The organism is Pseudazoarcus sp. NS20, from assembly GCF_059703745.1.
The window spans coordinates 314,755-332,876 of the sequence record NZ_BAAKIY010000002.1 but is presented as its reverse complement, the minus strand read 5'-3'; the positions used below and the strand labels follow the sequence as shown (position 1 = coordinate 332,876).

Here is an 18,122-nt window from a genome sequence, read left to right as displayed (position 1 = left end):
CCAGACGCCTGATTCTAGCCGAAATCACGTGCATGAGCACGGATTGCAGCCTCATCGAGATGGTAATGGCACAGTTCGTGCCCACTGGCCAACACCACCGGCACCAATTCGTCCCACTTTGCTTCCAGCGCCGGATCGGCATCGACATCCAGCACTTCGACCGCCCACCCCAATTCGGCGGCCAGCGGTTCAAGCTCTGCAAGCAGATCGTGACACAGATGACACCATTCACGACTCAGCACGGTGAATCGGCGCGAAACGCTCACTTGCCCGCCCGCAGACTGACAAACGAGGTTCCCGAGGCACGTTCGACCAACAAGGTGAGCACCTGCCCCTCACTCAGCTTCGCAACGATCTGCTGAAACTGGACCACGGAATCCAGCGGCGTCTGGCGCCCGCCGGCCACCACCGCGAGAATGACATCGCCGGGCCGCAACTCGGAGCGCGCAGCCGGCCCTTGAACACGGTCCACCAGCAATCCGTGAGGCACATCGTCGTCACGCCGCTGCGCTTCGGTCGGCTCGGACAGCACCAACCCGAGTCGGTCGTGCGGGGTCGGCTCCGCGGCTGGTTTGGCGACCGGATTTGGGTCAACCCACTCTCCCACCGTCAAACGCAGATCCACCGGCTTGCCGTCGCGATACAAGCTCACCGCCACGGAACTGCCAGGACGGCGCTCCGCAACGATCAGCGGCAGACTTGTGGAACCCTGCACCGCACGCCCGTCAAAACGCACGATCACGTCGCCAAGCTTGATTCCCGCTCGGTCCGCCGGGCTGCCCGGCTCGACCCCGCTCACCAGCGCTCCGTCGGCCGAAGGCAGGGCAAAACTCTCGGCCAGGGCACGCGTCACTTCTTGCACGGCGACACCGATGCGTCCCCGGCGTACGCGCCCTTCCTTGCGCAACTGGCTGAAGATATCCATCGCGACATCGATGGGAATGGCAAACGACAGCCCCATGAAGCCGCCAGTTTCACTGTAGATTTGGGAATTGACGCCGATCACCTCACCGCGCAGATTGAACAGCGGCCCGCCGGAGTTACCCGGGTTGATGGCGACATCGGTCTGAATGAAGGGCACGAAGTTTTCGTCAGGCAGCGCTCGCCCCTTGGCGCTCACGATGCCGGCGGTGACCGAATGCTCGAAGCCGAATGGCGAACCGATCGCCAGCACCCACTCACCGACCTTGAGACGATTCGGGTTACCCAGACGCGCGATGGGCAGGCCCTTCGCTTCAATGCGAATCACGGCGATATCGCTGCGCGGATCGGCCCCCACCACGGTTGCGTTGAACTCGCGCTTGTCCACCAGCCGGACGATGATCTCCTCGGCGCCGGCAATTACGTGCGCGTTGGTCAGGATGTAACCGTCCTGGCTGATGATGAAACCGGAGCCGAGCGAACGATCATCCTCGCTGCTATCGGGCTCGTCCGGGAGCTCCGGCATGAAGCGCCGCAGCAGCTCTTTCCAGTCGTCGGCTTCCTCCGCGCCGGGAATCGTGGGCAGCTTCGCCAGTGGCGCCACAGGAGTCTGAGTGGTGCTGATATTCACCACCGCCGCGCCCTGGGATTCGACGATCGCTGTGAAATCAGGGAGATTCGCTGCAAAGGTGGCGCTCGAACCGGGCAGAACCCAGACCACCAACAAACAGGCACACAGGCCATCACGCAAAAACTTCATCGAATCTCGCCGAAATCATGGGCGCACACCGCCGCCGGGCGTGCCATTTCGATACGCAGCGCGCCGCGCCAACGGCGACTGCGATGCAGAACACGGTTGAGCATGACGGCCAGAGCCAGCCCCGTGACGGCCCCGCCCACGGCATACAGATCAGCAGCGGCACCCGGAGCAAGCCACTGCCCGACCGCAGCTCCCACAATCAGCAGAACAGCCCCAAGCCCATAACTGATCATGGCGCTGCGCAGCGAAGCACCGTCACGCATCTGCAACGCGACCTCGTCACCGATGGCCACACCAAGTGTGTCAGGAAGAGAAAACTCGGAAGCCGGCGGCCGAACGGCGTACGCCAACTTGATCGACCGGCAACCGCCGGGCTCGTCACAACGGCCGCATCCTTCCTGACGGTCGATGACTTTCACGCGCGCATGGCCGTCTGCCACATCGACCACCACGGCACGCGCCTCGATCATTTCGCCTGCATCTCCAAGGCGTCGCCTAGGCGCTGCAATGCCTGCATGGGCACTTCGCCCAAAGCAGTCAGCAAATGCCCGGAGACCTCACGGCGATATACGTTGATGGCGCCGTTCTCGACCGGTCCGGTAGCGCCGCTACCTTCGTGAGCGACCGGCTCGATGAACACCGAGATCGAAGCAAGCCCATCGCTATACACCATGTGGAGCACATCACGCTGCTCCGGCCCAAGCGGCCGGCGCATTACGGTTTCGAGCGCATACCCTGGCAGAGGTTCGGACAACGACCAGCCACTGTTGCCGGCATCCACCGCAGAGCCATGCGCGGACACCACGTTCCAACCCGCGTCCTTGCGGAAGGTCGGGCGGGACGTGTCAGCCGTCACTTCGTCACCGATGCGCACCGAGCTGAACATGAACTGCTCGATGGTGGCGCCAGACTCATCCACCATGCGGGCCTTGAGGAGCAAACCGCTCTCGAGGTCGGCCCACAACATGTGACCGAAGCGCAGATCATCACGCGGCTCGAGCACTACCATCTGCGCCTCGACGCCTGCCACGCGGGACACGCGACCGGTACGTACTTCATAGTTTTCGGTAACGCGGCTCAGCGCCGTCGGCAAACGCGCCGGGAACGAACGCTGACTGCCGGAACGATCGGCAATCACAGTCTTGCGCTCGGGGAACACGCACCACACTTCGTTGTTGTTGCGAATCACCTGGCGCGGGCTGCCGTCGAGCACCTCGAGACGCTCGTACTCACCCGTCGAATCCACGACGTGCGTGATGCGCGAAGTCTCTGCAATCGGGCCCGACTGATAGATGAAGGTGCCCGAGTAGTTGAGCTCGCTGGCAGCCGAGGAGATGCGCGCAAGCCACGACAGCGGATCATTGGCCTCGCGTGCGAGAACAGGTTGCGTGACCGTCAGCGCGATGGTCAGCGCAGCGGCAAAACCCTTCATCAACGCTGCTCTCCGGGCCTGTCGGAAACGGTTCGTACATAATGCACGACACCCGGAATCGGTCCGCCGCTCATGGCCTGGTGTGCAAACATGTAATGACGATGAGCGTCATCAACCGCCGTGCTTGCACCCACCGACTGCACCGCAGCCAGTTGGGCCGCTGCAGGCGCCGTGGCAACTACGCCGCCTGCAGGCAGGCCGTCAGTGCTCGCCGGATACATGGTGAAAGCCACCAACCCGACCGCCACCACTCCCATGACCGAGGCCGCAACCGCCATCACCGGACGTCCGATGAAAGGCAAGGACGACTTGCGCGCAACCGGAGCCAGCAGCGTGGGCTCGGCGTCGAGCTGGGCCATCACGCGCGAGACGAAGCCCGGGCTATGGTCATGCTCGCCGCGCAAGGCATCGCCAACCAGGCAATATGCTTCCCACTGCCCACGCAATTCCGCATCCTGACGCAGCGCGTCGAACAGAGGCGCGGACTGCGCCGGTTCAACGTCACCATCGAGCAGTGAAGAGAGTCTTTCCTTCATGAGTACCACCTACCAACGTTTGTCGGGAGCCGTATCGAGCAGGGGACGCAGCCTTTCGGCAATCGCCTCGCGCGCACGGAAGATGCGCGAACGCACCGTACCGATCGGGCAATCCATGATGCCCGCGATTTCCTCGTAGCTCAGCCCTTCGATTTCGCGCAGCATGATTGCCGTGCGAAGCTCTTCGGGCAGAACCGCCATGGCCTCTTCGACCGTTTCGCCAATCTGCTTGGTCATCAACAGCCGCTCGGGCGTATTGATGTCTCGCAGTTGATCGCCATCCTCGAAAGTCTCGGCATCGGTCGAGTCGAAACTGGTCGACGTAGGAGCACGTCGACCTTGAGAAACGAGAAAGTTCTTCGCGGTGTTGATCCCGATGCGGTACAGCCACGTGTAAAAAGCACTCTCGCCACGAAACGAACCCAGCGCGCGGTAGGCCTTGATGAAGGTTTCCTGCGCAACATCCTCCACTTCGGCCGGATCACGAATCAGGCGCGACAACAGCCGATGCAGCTTGCGCTGGTATTTGGATACCAGCAGGCCGAATGCCTGCTTGTCGCCGCGCTGAACGCGTTCGACAAGAACCTGATCAATTTCGCGATCACTCATGCGCGGGTCGTCATTCCGGGAATCGGGGCAAAAAACCCCGGCAGTATAACGACGCGCCATGGGGACGGCAAAACCGAAGCTCTTTGCAAAGACATGGGCCCCTTCGAATAGTTCATGTATGTGTAAGGTCTTTCGGCAAAAAAGGCACGCGCCCTAATTAAGCTCACGTCGTGATATGCTCGACTCGCACTCTCGCCCCTTCGCGAAAGCCTATTCCGTGCTCAAAAACTACGACGTCCTTATCCTCGGCAGCGGCACCGCAGGCCAATCCTTGGCCCTGCGTCTGGCCGACCGCCTGCATGTTGCGCTGATCACCAAGCGCGCCCTGTCGGACAGCGCCAGCGCTTGGGCTCAGGGCGGCATCGCCGCCGTGCTCGACGCAACCGACAGTGTCGAGTCTCACGTCGAAGACACTTTCATCGCAGGCGCCGGACTGTGCGACGAAGCCGCCACGCGCTTCGTTGTCGAGAACAGCCGCGGCGCCATCGAGTGGCTGATCGAGCGTGGCGTTCCGTTCACTCGTGAAGAAGGCTCGGCACTGGGCTACCACCTAACGCGCGAGGGCGGCCACTCGCAACGCCGCATTATCCATGCTGCGGACGCGACTGGCGCAGCCGTTCAGAAAACATTGTCTGAACAGGTGCGCGAACACCACAACATCGATGTACTGGAACACCACATCGGGCTCGACCTGCTCACGGGCGACAAGCTCGGGCGCAAGGATGCCGGCTGCCTGGGCGCCTACGTGCTGGACATCAAGACCGGGCGCGTCATCACCATCGGAGCGCGGCACACGGTGCTCGCCACCGGCGGTGCCGGCAAGGTGTATCTGTACACCACCAACCCCGACGTAGCTACCGGCGACGGCATTGCCATGGCCTGGCGCGCGGGCTGCCGTGTGGCCAACATGGAATTCATTCAATTCCATCCAACCTGCCTCTACCACCCGCGGGCAAAGTCATTTCTGATTACCGAAGCCGTGCGCGGCGAAGGTGGTCTCCTGCGCCTGCCCGACGGCACGCGCTTCATGCCCGAGCACGACGATCGTGCCGAGCTTGCTCCGCGCGACGTGGTCGCGCGCGCCATCGACTTCGAAATGAAGAAGCGCGGCCTCGACTGCGTGTATCTCGACATCAGCCACAAGCCCGAGGCTTGGCTGCGCGAGCACTTCCCGAATATCTACGCACGCTGCCTGGAACTGGGCATCGACATGGCGAAAGAGCCGATTCCTGTCGTACCCGCCGCGCACTATACCTGCGGCGGCGTCGTCACCGACCTGTCCGCCCGCACGGATCTGCCGGGGCTGTATTGCGTGGGTGAAAGCTCATATACCGGGCTGCATGGCGCCAACCGGCTCGCAAGCAACTCCCTGCTCGAATGCGTGGTATTCGCCGAAGCAGCGGCTCGCGACATCCTCGCGACCCCCCGCCCCTTACCCGACAATCTGCCAGTGTGGGACGAAAGCCGAGTGACCGACGCAGATGAAGAAGTCGTGATTTCGCATAACTGGGACGAACTGCGCCGCTTCATGTGGGACTACGTGGGCATCGTACGCACCACCAAACGCCTGCAGCGCGCACAGCATCGCATTCGCTTGCTCGCGCGTGAAATTCACGATTACTACTCAAACTTCCGCGTCAGCAACGATTTGATCGAGCTGCGAAATCTGGTGGTAACCGCCGACTTGATCGTGAATTGCGCGCTGCGCCGCAAGGAGAGCCGCGGCCTGCATTTCTCGCGGGATTACCCGGCCACCCGCAAGCGCGGACGCCCCACCATTCTCAAGCCTCGTCGCTGAGCGGCTCGGGACGCGATGCCGTTTTGTGGCGCAACCATACACCCAGGGTTCGCCAGTCTTCTGTCGAACACTCCGCCCGCCAGAGCATCAATGCCCTACGCCGGCCTGAGCTGAGTTCGCGCCACTCCAACCATCTCAACCAGACAAAGTCGGCCATTCGCCCACACGGGCGCGCCTCGCCCCCCTCGCCTTCGGGGAATCGCAACAGCCCATCGTCGCCCAACTCGATGAGCCCGGGCACGTTTCGGCTGCAGGCTCGCGCGCACGCCGCAAAGCTCAGCAAGACCAGCACGCCACCCACTACCGGCCAGACCACCCCGGGGAGTTGCGCAAACGAAATCGCCGCGATCAGATGGATCGCGGCGACAAGCCCCAGACTGCGGGAAGACGGTGAAACGACGATGGTTCGCGGGTAGCGCATCGCCAGGCACCTCTTACATTTTGCGGAAGACCAGAGTGCCGTTGGTGCCGCCAAAACCGAAGTTGTTCTTCAGCGCAACGTCGATCTTCATGTCACGTGCGGTATTCGCGCAGTAATCCAGATCGCACTCCGGATCCTGCTCGAAAATGTTGATGGTCGGCGGAGAAATCTGGTTGTGCACGGCCAGCACCGTGAAGACCGACTCCAGACCGCCTGCGCCACCCAGCAAGTGACCCGTCATGGATTTGGTCGAATTCACTACCAGCTTCTTGGCGACATCAGCACCGACCGCCAGTTTGACGGCTTCGGTTTCGTTCTTGTCACCCAGTGGCGTGGACGTGCCATGAGCGTTCAGATAATTGACCTGATCGGGATTCACGCCGGCATTCTTCATGGCATTGACCATGCTGCGACGGGGCCCGTCGGTATCCGGTGCGGTCATGTGGAACGCATCACCGCTCATGCCGAAGCCTGACAGTTCGGCGTAAATGCGCGCGCCACGCGCCTTGGCGTGCTCGTACTCTTCGAGCACCAGCACCCCGGCGCCCTCGCCCATCACGAAACCATCGCGCCCTTTGTCCCACGGACGGCTGGCAGTCGCCGGGTCGTCATTGCGTGTGGACAGCGCCTTGGCTGCCGCAAACCCACCGATCGCCAGCGAGGTGATGGTGGACTCGGCGCCGCCGCACACCATCACGTCAGCATCACCGTACTCGATCATGCGCGCCGACGTGCCGATGGCGTGCAGACCGGTGGTGCAGGCCGTGACGACGGCGATGTTCGGCCCGCGCAGGCCGAGCATGATGGACATGTGACCGGAGATCATGTTGATGATCGTGCCCGGAATGAAGAACGGCGAAATCTTGCGATGCCCACCGTTCAGGTAATCATTGTGTGTGTCTTCAATCATCGGCAGACCGCCGATGCCCGAGCCGATATTCACACCGATGCGATCGGTGTTGGCCTCGGTGACCTCCAGCCCGGAATCACGGAAGGCCTGAAGGCCTGCCGCGATACCGTAATGGATGAAGGTATCCATGCGCCGGGCTTCTTTCGGTGACAGGTATGCCCCCACGTCGAAGCCTTTCACCTCTCCGGCAATCTGCACCGGAAAGGCGGATGCATCGAAGCGCGTGATCGCGCCAACACCGGAGCGACCATTGACAAGATTTTCCCAAGCTTCAGGAACCGTATTGCCGACCGGGGAAATGCACCCCAAGCCGGTCACGACAACTCTGCGACGGGTCAATGTTCGCTCCGAATGTGGATTACTTCTTCAGGTGAGCGTTGACGTAGTCAATCGCCTGCTGAACGTTGGTGATCTTCTCGGCTTCCTCGTCGGGAATTTCGCACTCGAACTCCTCTTCCAGCGCCATCACCAGCTCGACCGTGTCGAGCGAATCCGCGCCGAGATCGTCAACAAACGAAGAATCGTTCTTGATCTCAGATTCGTTGACGCCAAGCTGCTCGGCAACGATTTTCTTGACGCGCTGTTCGATGTTCTCCATGGAGAGACTCCTTCCCTGATATGTAGAGATATTTGTGAAACTGAAACCGCGACATTCTACCAAAAACGCCGTCGGTCGCTATCGTGACAGCCACTCAGGCCATGTACATGCCACCGTTCACGTGCAAGGTGGTGCCGGTAACATAACTTGCTGCAGGTGAAGCGAGGAAGGCCACCGCAGCAGCGATCTCCTCCGGCTGCCCAAGGCGACCCAGCGCAATCTGGCCTTGCAGGCTTTCGCGCGCCGAATCAGGCAATGCCTTGGTCATGTCCGTATCGATGAAACCTGGCGCCACACAGTTGACCGTGATGCCGCGACTTCCGAGCTCACGCGCCAACGCGCGGCTCATTCCCGCCACACCAGCCTTGGCTGCAGCGTAGTTGACTTGCCCGGGGTTGCCGGCACTGCCGACCACCGACGTGATGTTGATGATGCGGCCGGTGCGGGCCTTCATCATGCCGCGCATCACCAGTTTCGACATGCGATACACCGCATCGAGGTTGGTGGAGATGACGGAAGACCATTCATCATCCTTCATGCGCATGGCGAGGTTGTCGCGGGTGATGCCGGCATTGTTCACCAGAATGGCAACCGTGCCGAATTCCTTCTCGATCTCGCCGACCAGCGCTTCGCACGCAGCCGCGTCGGTGACGTTGAGCGTGCGCCCACCGCCTTGAACGCCTGCCGTGGCCAGCCCGGCAGAAATGTCGGCAGCACCGGCGTCAGACGTTGCCGTGCCGATCACGGTGGCGCCGAGCGCGCCGAGTTCGAGGGCGATCGCACGACCGATGCCGCGCGATGCGCCGGTCACGAGGGCAACCTGCCCTTCAAGTGGCTTGCTCATGGTAATTACCTCGCCGCTGCGACCGCCTCGGAGAGGCTGGCCGCATCGTGAATGGAAGCACACGGCACATCGCCGGCGCTGCGCTTGCTCATGCCGGCCAGAACCTTGCCCGGCCCGGATTCGAAGATATGCGAGACGCCGCGCGCGGCGATGGCCTCGATGGTTTCGATCCAGCGCACCGGCGAGTAGGCCTGACGAATCAGCGCGTCGCGGATACGCTCGGGATCAGCCTCGACAGCCACATCCACGTTGTTCACCACGGCAATCGTTGGAGCGGAAATTTTCACCGTCTGCAGGCGCTCGGCCAAGCGCTCGGCAGCCGGGCGCATCATCGCGCAGTGGAACGGCGCGCTCACCGGCAACGGCACGGCACGTTTGGCGCCACGCTCCTTGGCCAGAGCCATGGCACGCTCGACAGCTGCGGTGGCACCGGCGATCACGACCTGACCCGGCGCGTTGAGGTTAGCGGCAGACACCACTTCACCCTGCGCGACCTCGGCACACACTTCGTTGATGATGGCGGGGTCCAGACCCAGAAGCGCCGCCATGGCGCCTTCACCGGCCGGCACCGCCTCTTGCATGGCCTGGGCACGGAAACGGACCAGCGGCACCGCATCGGCAAACGCCAACGCACCAGCTGCCACCAGCGCCGAATATTCACCCAGGCTATGGCCGGCCACCATGGACGGCTGCGGGCCACCAGCTGCGAGCCAGGCGCGATACACCGCGACACCGGCCGTCAACATCAAAGGCTGGGTATTCACGGTCAGCGCCAGGCGCTCGGCCGGCCCCTCTTCCACCATGGACCACAGGTCTTCACCCAGCGCTTCGGAAGCTTCGGCAAAGGTTTCGCGGATCACGGCATCGTCGCCGTAGGCGGCCATCATGCCGACCGACTGCGAACCCTGCCCCGGAAATACAAGTGCTACGGACATGCAGAAAACTCCTTCAGAAGCGGAACAGCACCGCACCCCAGGTGAAGCCGCCACCCACGCCTTCGAGCAGCACACGCTGACCACGGCGAATGCGACCGTCGCGCACAGCCACATCCAGCGCAAGCGGAATGGAGGCAGCGGAGGTGTTGCCATGACGATCCACCGTCACCACGACGTTGTCCATGGTGCGCTTCAGTCGCTTGGCGGTCGCCTGCATGATGCGGATGTTGGCCTGATGCGGAATCAGCCAGTCGATATCTTCGAGCTGCAGGTCAGCCGCGTCGATGACTTCCTGAGCCACATCACCCAGCACGCGAACGGCAAGCTTGAAGACAGCCTGGCCGTCCATGCGCAGGTACGGGTCGCCGATCACACCGCCGGCGGCCACGGTACCCGGGGCACACAGAATGGGAGAATGACTGCCGTCGGCATGCAGCGCAGTCGCCAGCACACCCGGCTCATCGGAGGCTTCGAGCACGATCGCGCCAGCCCCGTCACCGAACAGCACGCAGGTGCCGCGATCATTCCAGTCGATGATGCGCGAGAACACCTCGGCACCGACCACCAACGCGCGCCGGTTGCTACCGGAGCGAATGAATTTCTCGGCAATCGTCATGCCGTACACGAAGCCGCTGCACACGGCCTGCACATCGAACACCGCACAGCCGTTGGTGATGCCCAGCTTGGCTTGCAGCAGCGCGGCAGTACTCGGAAAAATACAGTCGGGGGTGGAAGTAGCGACGATCACCAGATCGATGTCATTGGGCTCGACGCCGGCAGCCTCCATCGCACGACGGCACGCCTCGGCGGCCAGATCGCTGGTGACCATCCCTTCTTCAGCCAGATGGCGCGCACGGATACCGGTGCGCTCGACGATCCACTCGTCGGAAGTGTCGATGCCGCGCTCGACCAGATTTTGGTTGGTGACCGGATCGCCCGGTACGTAACTGCCGGTTCCCGCAATGCGCGCGAATGTCATGCCTGGTTAACTCCGTCCACAGCGGCCATGCGGTCGCCGATTCTCTCGATGAGGCGATTCGCGGCCGCCTCGGCTGCTCGGTAAATCGCCTGCTCGTAGGCAAAGGCGTCGGCCGAGCCATGGCTCTTCACCACCACGCCGCGCAGCCCGAGCAGAACCGCACCATTGTAGACACGGTGATCCACACGTCGCTTGAAACGCTTCAGTACCGGCAGAGCCACCAGCGCAGCAAGCTTGGAAAAAACGCTTCGGCTGAATTCTTCACGCAGGAAACTCGCCAGCATCTGCGCGAGCCCTTCGGAAGTCTTCAATGCCACATTGCCGACAAAGCCGTCGCACACCACGACGTCGCTCTTGCCCTTGTAGATATCATCGCCTTCGACATTGCCGACGAAATTGAGCCCGCTGTTGCGTAGCAACTCGCCCGCCTGCTTGACGATCTCGTTACCCTTGATGACTTCTTCGCCGATGTTGAGCAGACCAACGCGCGGGCGCTCGATGTGCTCGATGGCCGCAACCAGCGAAGCGCCCATCACGCCGAACTGCAGCAGATGCTCTGCCGAGCAATCCACGTTGGCGCCCAGATCGAGCACGTAGCACTTGCCCTTCATCGTCGGCAGGGCCGTTGCGATGGCCGGACGGTCAATATCGGGAAGCGTCTTCAGGACGAAGCGCGAAATGGCCATCAGCGCACCGGTGTTACCGGCCGAGACAGCAGCATCAGCACGCCCCGCCTTCACAAGCTCGACCGCCACACGCATGGACGAGTCTTTCTTGTTCTTCATGGCGCTGACCGGCGACTCATCCATGCCCACGACCTCGGTCGCGATCTGCGTGGAAAGACGATCGGCGAATTCCGCACCGAGCTCCAGCGCGGCCGCGTCCAACGCCTCGGGGCGCCCCACCAGAATGGCTCTGGCTCGCGGATAGCTGCGAAGGAATGCGCGGGTAGCCGGCACCGTTACGACCGGTCCGTGGTCACCACCCATGCAATCTATTGCGACGGTAACATCCATGCGTTTCTCTCGGACATCCCGAAGGTGAACAAGAAAACGGCGCAGCCGCACCAGGCGCTGCGCCGTTCAATTCTGGCGTTGTTACTCGCCCTTGGTCTTGACGACCTTGCGACCGCGGTAAAAACCGTTCGGGCTGATGTGGTGACGCAGGTGCACTTCACCAGTGGTCGACTCGACCGCCAGCGGCGGGGTCGTCAGGGAGTCGTGAGCACGATGCATGCCGCGCTTGGACGGGGACTTTTTGTTCTGTTGGACGGCCATGAAAAATACTCCTGATAACTTTCTATGCGTTTACTGCACCCTGCCCGACCCGCGCAAGGATGCGAGAACGTCGAACGGCGATTTTTTTCCATCCCCGCCCTGAGGGCGCGGCGGCTCGCAACTTTCATGCACCGGAGCAATCGGAAGCGCGAGCAGCACTTCTTCCTCGATCAGCGCGATCACATCCAGATCGGGCTGCGCTTCGATGGTGTCGTATTCGTCGTTTTCGAGATCATCATCACCGATCGGGGAGCCAGGGCGAACGAGCCTCAGCACCGACACATGATCGAAATCGAACTCCAGCCCGGTCAGACAGCGCTGGCAGCGCAAGACTGGACGCCCCCGGACTTCGAGACGAAGAAACGGCTTGCCGTCCACGCCACACACTCCGGTCAGCGACCATTCCAACTCGCCCGCGGTTTCCGCAAGCGCATCGGACAGGCGCTGAAGATCGGCTAGCGCAACCCGGCCTGAAAGGCTCCGCACATCACGTGCAAAGCGAAACGGATCGGGGAGCACACAACGTCGCGACATAAGAGCGCGATGATATCATTTCGGGCTTCACTGTCAAAGAGCATTTCTGCAGCCGATGAGACTCGTCCTTGCCTCGACTTCCGCTTACCGCCGCATGCTGCTCGAGCGCCTGCTCGTTCCGTTCGAAACGGCCAAGCCCGAAGTAGATGAAACCCCCCTGCCCGACGAAACCCCGGCGGCTACGGCAAACCGCCTGGCGCTCGAAAAAGCATTGACCGTGGCCGAACGCATGGGCGATGCACTGGTGATCGGCAGCGACCAGGTAGCGCACATCGGCAACGAGGTCTTCGGCAAACCGGGCACCGTCGAGCGCGCCCACGCGCAACTGCGCCGCATGAGCGGCAACACCGTGATCTTTCACACCGCACTTGCTGTAGTGAATACGCGCAGCGGCGAGCAACTCATCGACAGCGTACCGACTGAAGTGCGCTTTCGCACGCTCAGCGAGGGTGAAATCGTTCGCTACGTTGAAAAAGAGATGCCGCTCGACTGCGCAGGCAGCGCCAAATCCGAAGGACTCGGCATCACGCTACTGGAAGCCCTTTCGGGAGACGACCCGACCGCATTGGTCGGGCTGCCGCTGATCGCACTGTCGCGCATGCTGCGCAGCCAGGGCATCGAACTCCCCTAAGCGTTCTCTCGCAACCAGGCAGTCAGCGCCGCCGTGGAGCCCATCAGCGCCAGCGGCGCTGCGCCGAGCAGCACTTCACGCGGATGGGCACCGAACTCCACTGCCACCGCATCTACGCCGGCATTGCGTGCCATCAGCAGATCGTGCGTGGTGTCGCCGATCATCAGCGTGGAAGACGGCGCCACACCAAGCTCCTCCATCAGCTCTTCCAGCATCTGCGGATGCGGCTTTGAAAAACACTCATCCGCGCAACGCGTCGCCTGAAAAAAGGGGCCGAGCCCGCTATTCACCAACGCGCGGTCGAGCCCCTTGCGACTCTTGCCGGTGGCCACCCCCAGCATGCGTCCGGAACCCGCCAATTCTTCGATCAACTCGAAAGACCCCGGAAACAGCGTCAATTCGTGATCCGTGGAAAGATAGTGATGGCGGTAACGCTCGACCATATCCGGATAGGCCTCGGGCGTCAGATCGGGCACCGCATACGCCAGCGCCTCTTGCAGCCCCAGGCCGATCACGTGACGCGCACGCAGATCGGACGGCTCCATCAAACCAAGATCGCGCGCAGAAGCCTGAATGGCACGAGCGATGGCGCCAGCCGAATCCAGCAAGGTGCCGTCCCAGTCGAAGACGATCAACTCATATCGACTCATCGACGCGCACCCCCTTCAAGACGATCCAGATAATCCTGCAGCTCCGGCGGCAACGGCGCCTCCAGATTCATCACTTCACCCGTCAGCGGGTGCGCGAACCTGAGCTTGGCGGCATGCAGGAACATGCGCTTCAACCCCTCACCCTCAAGCGATTTGTTGAGTGCGAAATCACCGTATTTGTCGTCACCGGCCAGCGGAAAGCCCAAGTGCGTGAGATGGACGCGAATCTGGTGCGTTCGCCCGGTCTTGAGCTCCACCTCCAGCAAGCTGAAACGGCCATAGCCGCGCACCAGCCGCACGATGGAGTGCGATGGCTTGCCCTCGTCCGAAACGCGCACGCGCCGCTCGCCATCAGCCTGCAGATATTTGAACAACGGCAGCTTCACGTGCTGCAGGCGATTGATCCACTCGCCGGCCACCAAGGTGAAATAGCGCTTCTGGATGCTGCCGTTGCGCTGCATGTCGTGCAGCGCCTTGAGCGCGGAGCGCTTCTTGGCGATGATCAGCAAACCGGAGGTTTCACGGTCGAGGCGATGCGCCAACTCCAACATGCGCGCATCGGGACGCTGCGCACGCAGTTGCTCGATCACACCGTAGCTGATGCCGCTGCCGCCATGCACTGCCTTGCCGGAAGGCTTGTTGACCACCACCAGCGCATCGTCTTCGTACACCACCGGCAAAGCCGCCCCGGCCGGAACCGGTGCCGCGCTCTCGCGCTGGGCGATGCGTATCGGCGGAATGCGCACCTCGTCGCCCTCCTCCAACCGATACGTCGGGCCGATACGGCCGCCGTTCACACGCACTTCGCCGCTGCGCAGAATGCGATAGACGTGGCTCTTCGGCACACCCTTGCACACCCGCAACAGGTAGTTGTCGATGCGCTGCCCGGCGTCGCCGTCATCAATGCGCACCCGCGCCACCGCAGGTGCTGCGCCTTCAGCCACTCTCTCTCCCGTCATTTCGTGCCGCGCTGCAGCACGCTCGTGCGCAGCCGCGCAAGCCTTCATAAGATTTTTGCGTTGCGGCTTGCTCATGAAATATACTCTGTGCTGGTTTTGCCGGTAATGACCGGATTTCTCCGGCACCCGAAGGTGCAGAAGCCGATCCGGAAATGAGCCCACGAGCGAGCTCCCGACAAACCCACGCAAGGCTTGCCTCGCGCGCAACAAAAGCGGCGATGGTAACCCAGACGATGAACCTCGATCCACAGGATCGAGACCTTGGACCCAGTTGCGTTAAGCACATGCAGGATCAAGAGTTCCGGCCAACGTGCGGGAACTCCGGAAAACGACCAGCCCGACCCATCAACGCCACAGAATCCCGGATGAAAGCAGTCTCTACAATCTGCTCCTGAACCCGTAAGCGCGATGGTGCGCGCCGTTCGTCCTGCCCGTGTGACAACGCGGGAGTACGAAACACATGAAGCGCATGCTTTTCAATGCGACGCAGGCTGAGGAACTCCGCGTCGCGATTGTCGATGGTCAGAAACTGATCGACCTCGACATCGAATCAGCCGCCAAAGAAGAACGTAAGAGCAACATCTACAAGGCGGTCATCACCCGCATCGAACCGAGTCTCGAAGCTGCTTTCGTTGACTACGGTTCCGATCGTCACGGCTTTCTGCCGTTCAAGGAAATCTCCCGCAGCTACTTCTCCAGCAATGGCGATGCAGGCAAAGCCCGCATCCAGGACGTGCTTTCGGTTGGCCAGGAACTCATCGTTCAGGTCGAGAAAGACGAGCGCGGCAACAAGGGCGCGGCCCTCACCACCTACATCTCGCTGGCTGGCCGTTATCTTGTCCTGATGCCGAACAACCCGCGCGGCGGCGGTGTTTCGCGCCGCGTCGAGGGTGACGAGCGCGCTGAACTGCGTGAAGTCATGGACCAGCTCGAAGCCCCTGCCGGCATGAGCCTGATCGCGCGCACCGCCGCCATCGGCCGCTCCGCCGAAGAACTGCAGTGGGATCTGAACTACCTGCTGCAACTGTGGCAGGCCATCGATGGTGCTGCGACCTCGCAGAACGGCGCTTTCCTGATCTATCAGGAAGGCAGCCTGGTGATTCGCGCCATCCGTGACTACTTCCAGCCCGACATCGGCGAACTGCTGATCGACACCGACGAAGTCTATGAGCAGGCGCGCCAGTTCATGGCCCACGTCATGCCCGACAACGTCGGCAAGGTGAAGCGCTACAGCGACGACGTGCCGCTGTTCTCACGATTCCAGATCGAGCACCAGATCGAATCGGCCTACGCCCGTCAGGTCAATCTGCCGAGCGGTGGCGCGGTGGTCATCGACCACACCGAAGCGCTGGTGTCCATCGACGTGAACTCGGGCCGTGCCACCAAGGGCTCGGACATCGAGGAAACCGCGCTGCGCACCAACCTCGAAGCCTCCGACGAAATCGCCCGTCAGCTGCGCCTGCGTGACCTCGGCGGTCTGGTGGTGATCGACTTCATCGACATGGAGTCGCAGAAGAACCAGCGCGAGGTGGAAAACCGCCTGCGTGACGCACTGCATCACGACCGTGCCCGTGTCCAGACCGGCAAGATCAGCCGCTTCGGCCTGCTCGAGCTGTCGCGCCAGCGTCTGCGCCCGGCCCTGTCCGAGACCAGCTACGTGCCTTGCCCGCGCTGCAACGGCACCGGCCACATCCGCGGCACCGAGTCGTCCGCGCTGCACATCCTGCGCATCCTCGAAGAAGAGGCCATGAAGGAGAACACTGGCGCCGTGCACATCCAGGTGCCGGTCGACGTGGCCACCTTCCTGCTCAACGAGAAGCGCTCGGACATCGCGCGCGTCGAGCTGCGTCACCGTATCCAGATCATCATCGTGCCGAACCGGCACCTTGAGACCCCGCATCACGAGATCATCCGCCTGCGCCATGATCAGCTGAACGCCGAGGACATCGCGCTGGCCAGCTACCAAATGGTCAACAAGCCGGTCGAAGAGGATCAGCGCGCAGCGGGCGCCGATGCCAGCAAGCCGGCTCGCCCGGAAGCTGCGGTCAAAGGCATTGCCCCCGGCCAGCCCGCTCCGTCGGCGGCCGCGCCTGCGCCGGCCCCGGCTGCTGTCGATGACGGCAAAGGCCTGATCTCGCGCTTCTTTGGCTGGCTGCGCCGCAGCGATGCGCCCGAACCTGCCGCAGCTGCACCGGCCGCCAAGCCGGCAGCCGACAAGCCGCGCCGCAGTCAGGAGAAGTCCGCACGCAACGAGCGTAACGGCGAAGGACGAGGCGAAGGTCGCCGCAACGGCCGCAACAGCCGTCGTGACGGCCCGCGCGAGGAGCGTGCTGAGCGCCCCGAAGAGGCTCAGAACACCCGCGGTCGCCAGAGTCGCAAGCAGGACAGCGCCGAACGCGACGCCCCGGCCGAGCGCGAGAGCACGGAAGGTCAGAGCGCCGGTCGCAGTCGCCGCGGTCGCGGCCAGCGCAACGAACCGCGCAAGGAAGAAGCCATTGTCGAGGCAGCCGTAGCCGCCGCTGTGGCCGAGACCGCGGTCGAAGCCACTACGCTTGCTGAAGCCCCCGCCACCGAAAACGGCGAGAACGGCGAAGGCGGCACCACGCGCCGCCGCCGTCGTCGCGGCCGTCGCGGCCGTGGCGGTGCAGACCGTCAGGACGCTGCCCTCAACGGCGCCGAGAACGACGGTTTCGAGTCCGAAGGCGAAAGTGAAGCGCTGATCGACGCCGCGTCGAGCGAAGCCACGCCCGCTCAGGATGCCTCGATCAAGCCCGTTGAAGTCGTCCCGGTGGCGGCCGATATCACCGAAGAAGCCGCTCCGAACGCTCCCGTTCAAGCTGCACCGGCCGCAAGCTCCGAACCGGAAGTGGTTGAAGCCGCTCCGCTGGTGGCAGACATCAAGGCCGAGGCCGCCGCTCCGGTTAGCACGGAGACGACTGCCGAAGCAATGCCGGCAGAGGAAACTCCGGCTGTCGAAAAGCAGGCTGCCGCGCCCACCGAAGAAGTCAAAGCTGCCGAGCCGGTCGCAGTCGAGATCACACCGGCCGAAGTCGTAGTTGCAGAAGCCGTAGTGGAAGAGGCTCCCGCTACAGAGCCGGCCCCCGAAACGCCGGCAAGAGCTGCGCGCGCGCGCGCTCCGATTTCACTGGTCGCGCCGCTTGAGCAGGTCGGACTGCAGCTGGTAGAAACCAAGGCAGGCAGCCAGCCGGCCCCGCAACCACAAGCCGAGGTCCGCCTGGGCCGCACGCCGCGCCGTCCCAAGCCGGTTGTGGAAGAGCCCTTGCAGCAAGTCGAAACGGGCGACAAGTAAGCAAGCCGCAGCAGCAAG

20 protein-coding genes are annotated in these 18,122 nt (G+C 62.7%); 3 read left to right on the top strand and 17 right to left on the bottom strand.

Annotation, left to right across the window (positions count from 1 at the left end):
- Nucleotides 1-14 precede the first annotated feature (14 nt).
- The 6 genes from AC6H0W_RS07300 to rpoE are packed head-to-tail and all read right to left on the bottom strand — an operon-like array spanning nt 15 to nt 4,258.
- Nucleotides 15-266, bottom strand: coding sequence for a glutaredoxin family protein (locus AC6H0W_RS07300; protein WP_497576500.1), 252 nt, complete (start codon nt 264-266; stop codon nt 15-17).
- Entirely contained in the window at nt 263-1,681 is a 1,419-nt protein-coding gene (locus AC6H0W_RS07295; RefSeq protein ID WP_497576499.1) for a Do family serine endopeptidase, read from the bottom strand. The genes AC6H0W_RS07300 and AC6H0W_RS07295 overlap by 4 nt, the downstream gene beginning before the upstream one ends.
- Entirely contained in the window at nt 1,678-2,151 is a 474-nt protein-coding gene (locus tag AC6H0W_RS07290; protein WP_497576498.1) for a SoxR reducing system RseC family protein, read from the bottom strand. The genes AC6H0W_RS07295 and AC6H0W_RS07290 overlap by 4 nt, the downstream gene beginning before the upstream one ends.
- Nucleotides 2,148-3,113, bottom strand: coding sequence for a MucB/RseB C-terminal domain-containing protein (locus tag AC6H0W_RS07285; RefSeq protein ID WP_497576497.1), 966 nt, complete (start codon nt 3,111-3,113; stop codon nt 2,148-2,150). Before AC6H0W_RS07285 ends, AC6H0W_RS07290 begins: the two co-directional genes overlap by 4 nt.
- Nucleotides 3,113-3,649, bottom strand: a complete 537-nt coding sequence (locus AC6H0W_RS07280) for a sigma-E factor negative regulatory protein (RefSeq protein ID WP_497576496.1) — start codon at nt 3,647-3,649, stop codon at nt 3,113-3,115. Before AC6H0W_RS07280 ends, AC6H0W_RS07285 begins: the two co-directional genes overlap by 1 nt.
- Nucleotides 3,650-3,658: 9 nt before the next feature.
- Nucleotides 3,659-4,258 (bottom strand): RNA polymerase sigma factor RpoE, encoded by a 600-nt coding sequence (gene rpoE, locus AC6H0W_RS07275; RefSeq protein WP_497576495.1) that lies wholly within the window; start codon nt 4,256-4,258, stop codon nt 3,659-3,661.
- A 217-nt stretch (nt 4,259-4,475) separates the two neighbouring features.
- Here rpoE and nadB point away from each other — a divergent pair, with 217 nt between their 5' ends.
- Nucleotides 4,476-6,056, top strand: a complete 1,581-nt coding sequence (gene nadB / locus AC6H0W_RS07270; protein WP_497576494.1) for an L-aspartate oxidase — start codon at nt 4,476-4,478, stop codon at nt 6,054-6,056.
- Here the strand turns inward: nadB and AC6H0W_RS07265 are convergent.
- The 9 genes from AC6H0W_RS07265 to AC6H0W_RS07225 all read right to left on the bottom strand — a co-directional run bounded on the left by AC6H0W_RS07265 (nt 6,040) and on the right by AC6H0W_RS07225 (nt 12,539).
- Nucleotides 6,040-6,477, bottom strand: a complete 438-nt coding sequence (locus AC6H0W_RS07265) for a protein YgfX (protein WP_497576493.1) — start codon at nt 6,475-6,477, stop codon at nt 6,040-6,042. The genes nadB and AC6H0W_RS07265 overlap by 17 nt on opposite strands.
- A 13-nt stretch (nt 6,478-6,490) precedes the next feature.
- The gene (gene fabF / locus AC6H0W_RS07260; RefSeq protein ID WP_497576492.1) at nt 6,491-7,726 is read right to left on the bottom strand and encodes a beta-ketoacyl-ACP synthase II; all 1,236 of its coding nucleotides are present in this window, start codon (nt 7,724-7,726) and stop codon (nt 6,491-6,493) included.
- 19 nt (nt 7,727-7,745) lie between these two features.
- Entirely contained in the window at nt 7,746-7,985 is a 240-nt protein-coding gene (gene acpP / locus AC6H0W_RS07255) for an acyl carrier protein (protein ID WP_096446875.1), read from the bottom strand.
- Between the two features lie 94 nt (nt 7,986-8,079).
- Nucleotides 8,080-8,829, bottom strand: a complete 750-nt coding sequence (gene fabG / locus AC6H0W_RS07250) for a 3-oxoacyl-ACP reductase FabG (RefSeq protein ID WP_497576491.1) — start codon at nt 8,827-8,829, stop codon at nt 8,080-8,082.
- Between the two features lie 5 nt (nt 8,830-8,834).
- The gene (fabD, locus tag AC6H0W_RS07245) at nt 8,835-9,764 is read right to left on the bottom strand and encodes an ACP S-malonyltransferase (RefSeq protein WP_497576490.1); all 930 of its coding nucleotides are present in this window, start codon (nt 9,762-9,764) and stop codon (nt 8,835-8,837) included.
- A gap of 13 nt (nt 9,765-9,777) precedes the next feature.
- Nucleotides 9,778-10,743: a beta-ketoacyl-ACP synthase III gene (locus AC6H0W_RS07240; protein WP_497576489.1), complete on the bottom strand. Its 966-nt coding sequence runs from the start codon at nt 10,741-10,743 to the stop codon at nt 9,778-9,780.
- Nucleotides 10,740-11,759, bottom strand: coding sequence for a phosphate acyltransferase PlsX (plsX, locus tag AC6H0W_RS07235; protein WP_497576488.1), 1,020 nt, complete (start codon nt 11,757-11,759; stop codon nt 10,740-10,742). The genes AC6H0W_RS07240 and plsX overlap by 4 nt, the downstream gene beginning before the upstream one ends.
- A gap of 81 nt (nt 11,760-11,840) precedes the next feature.
- A complete protein-coding gene (gene rpmF / locus AC6H0W_RS07230; protein ID WP_497576487.1) occupies nt 11,841-12,020 on the bottom strand; it encodes a 50S ribosomal protein L32 in 180 nt (59 codons plus the stop codon).
- A 30-nt stretch (nt 12,021-12,050) separates the two neighbouring features.
- The gene (locus tag AC6H0W_RS07225) at nt 12,051-12,539 is read right to left on the bottom strand and encodes a YceD family protein (protein ID WP_497576486.1); all 489 of its coding nucleotides are present in this window, start codon (nt 12,537-12,539) and stop codon (nt 12,051-12,053) included.
- Between the two features lie 70 nt (nt 12,540-12,609).
- On the opposite strand from AC6H0W_RS07225, the gene AC6H0W_RS07220 reads away from it, so the two are divergent.
- Nucleotides 12,610-13,185 carry a Maf family protein gene (locus AC6H0W_RS07220; RefSeq protein ID WP_497576485.1) on the top strand — a complete coding sequence of 192 codons (576 nt, stop codon included), beginning with the start codon at nt 12,610-12,612 and terminating at the stop codon, nt 13,183-13,185.
- On the opposite strand, the gene AC6H0W_RS07215 is transcribed toward AC6H0W_RS07220, so the two are convergent.
- Entirely contained in the window at nt 13,182-13,835 is a 654-nt protein-coding gene (locus tag AC6H0W_RS07215; RefSeq protein WP_497576484.1) for an HAD-IA family hydrolase, read from the bottom strand. The two genes, AC6H0W_RS07220 and AC6H0W_RS07215, sit on opposite strands and share 4 nt — an antisense overlap.
- On the bottom strand, nt 13,832-14,794 hold the full coding sequence (rluC, locus tag AC6H0W_RS07210; RefSeq protein ID WP_497576483.1) for a 23S rRNA pseudouridine(955/2504/2580) synthase RluC: 963 nt from the start codon (nt 14,792-14,794) through the stop codon (nt 13,832-13,834). The genes AC6H0W_RS07215 and rluC overlap by 4 nt, the downstream gene beginning before the upstream one ends.
- Before the next feature lie 460 nt (nt 14,795-15,254).
- Between rluC and AC6H0W_RS07205 the strand changes: the two genes are divergently transcribed.
- On the top strand, nt 15,255-18,104 hold the full coding sequence (locus AC6H0W_RS07205) for an Rne/Rng family ribonuclease (protein WP_497576482.1): 2,850 nt from the start codon (nt 15,255-15,257) through the stop codon (nt 18,102-18,104).
- Nucleotides 18,105-18,122 lie beyond the last annotated feature (18 nt).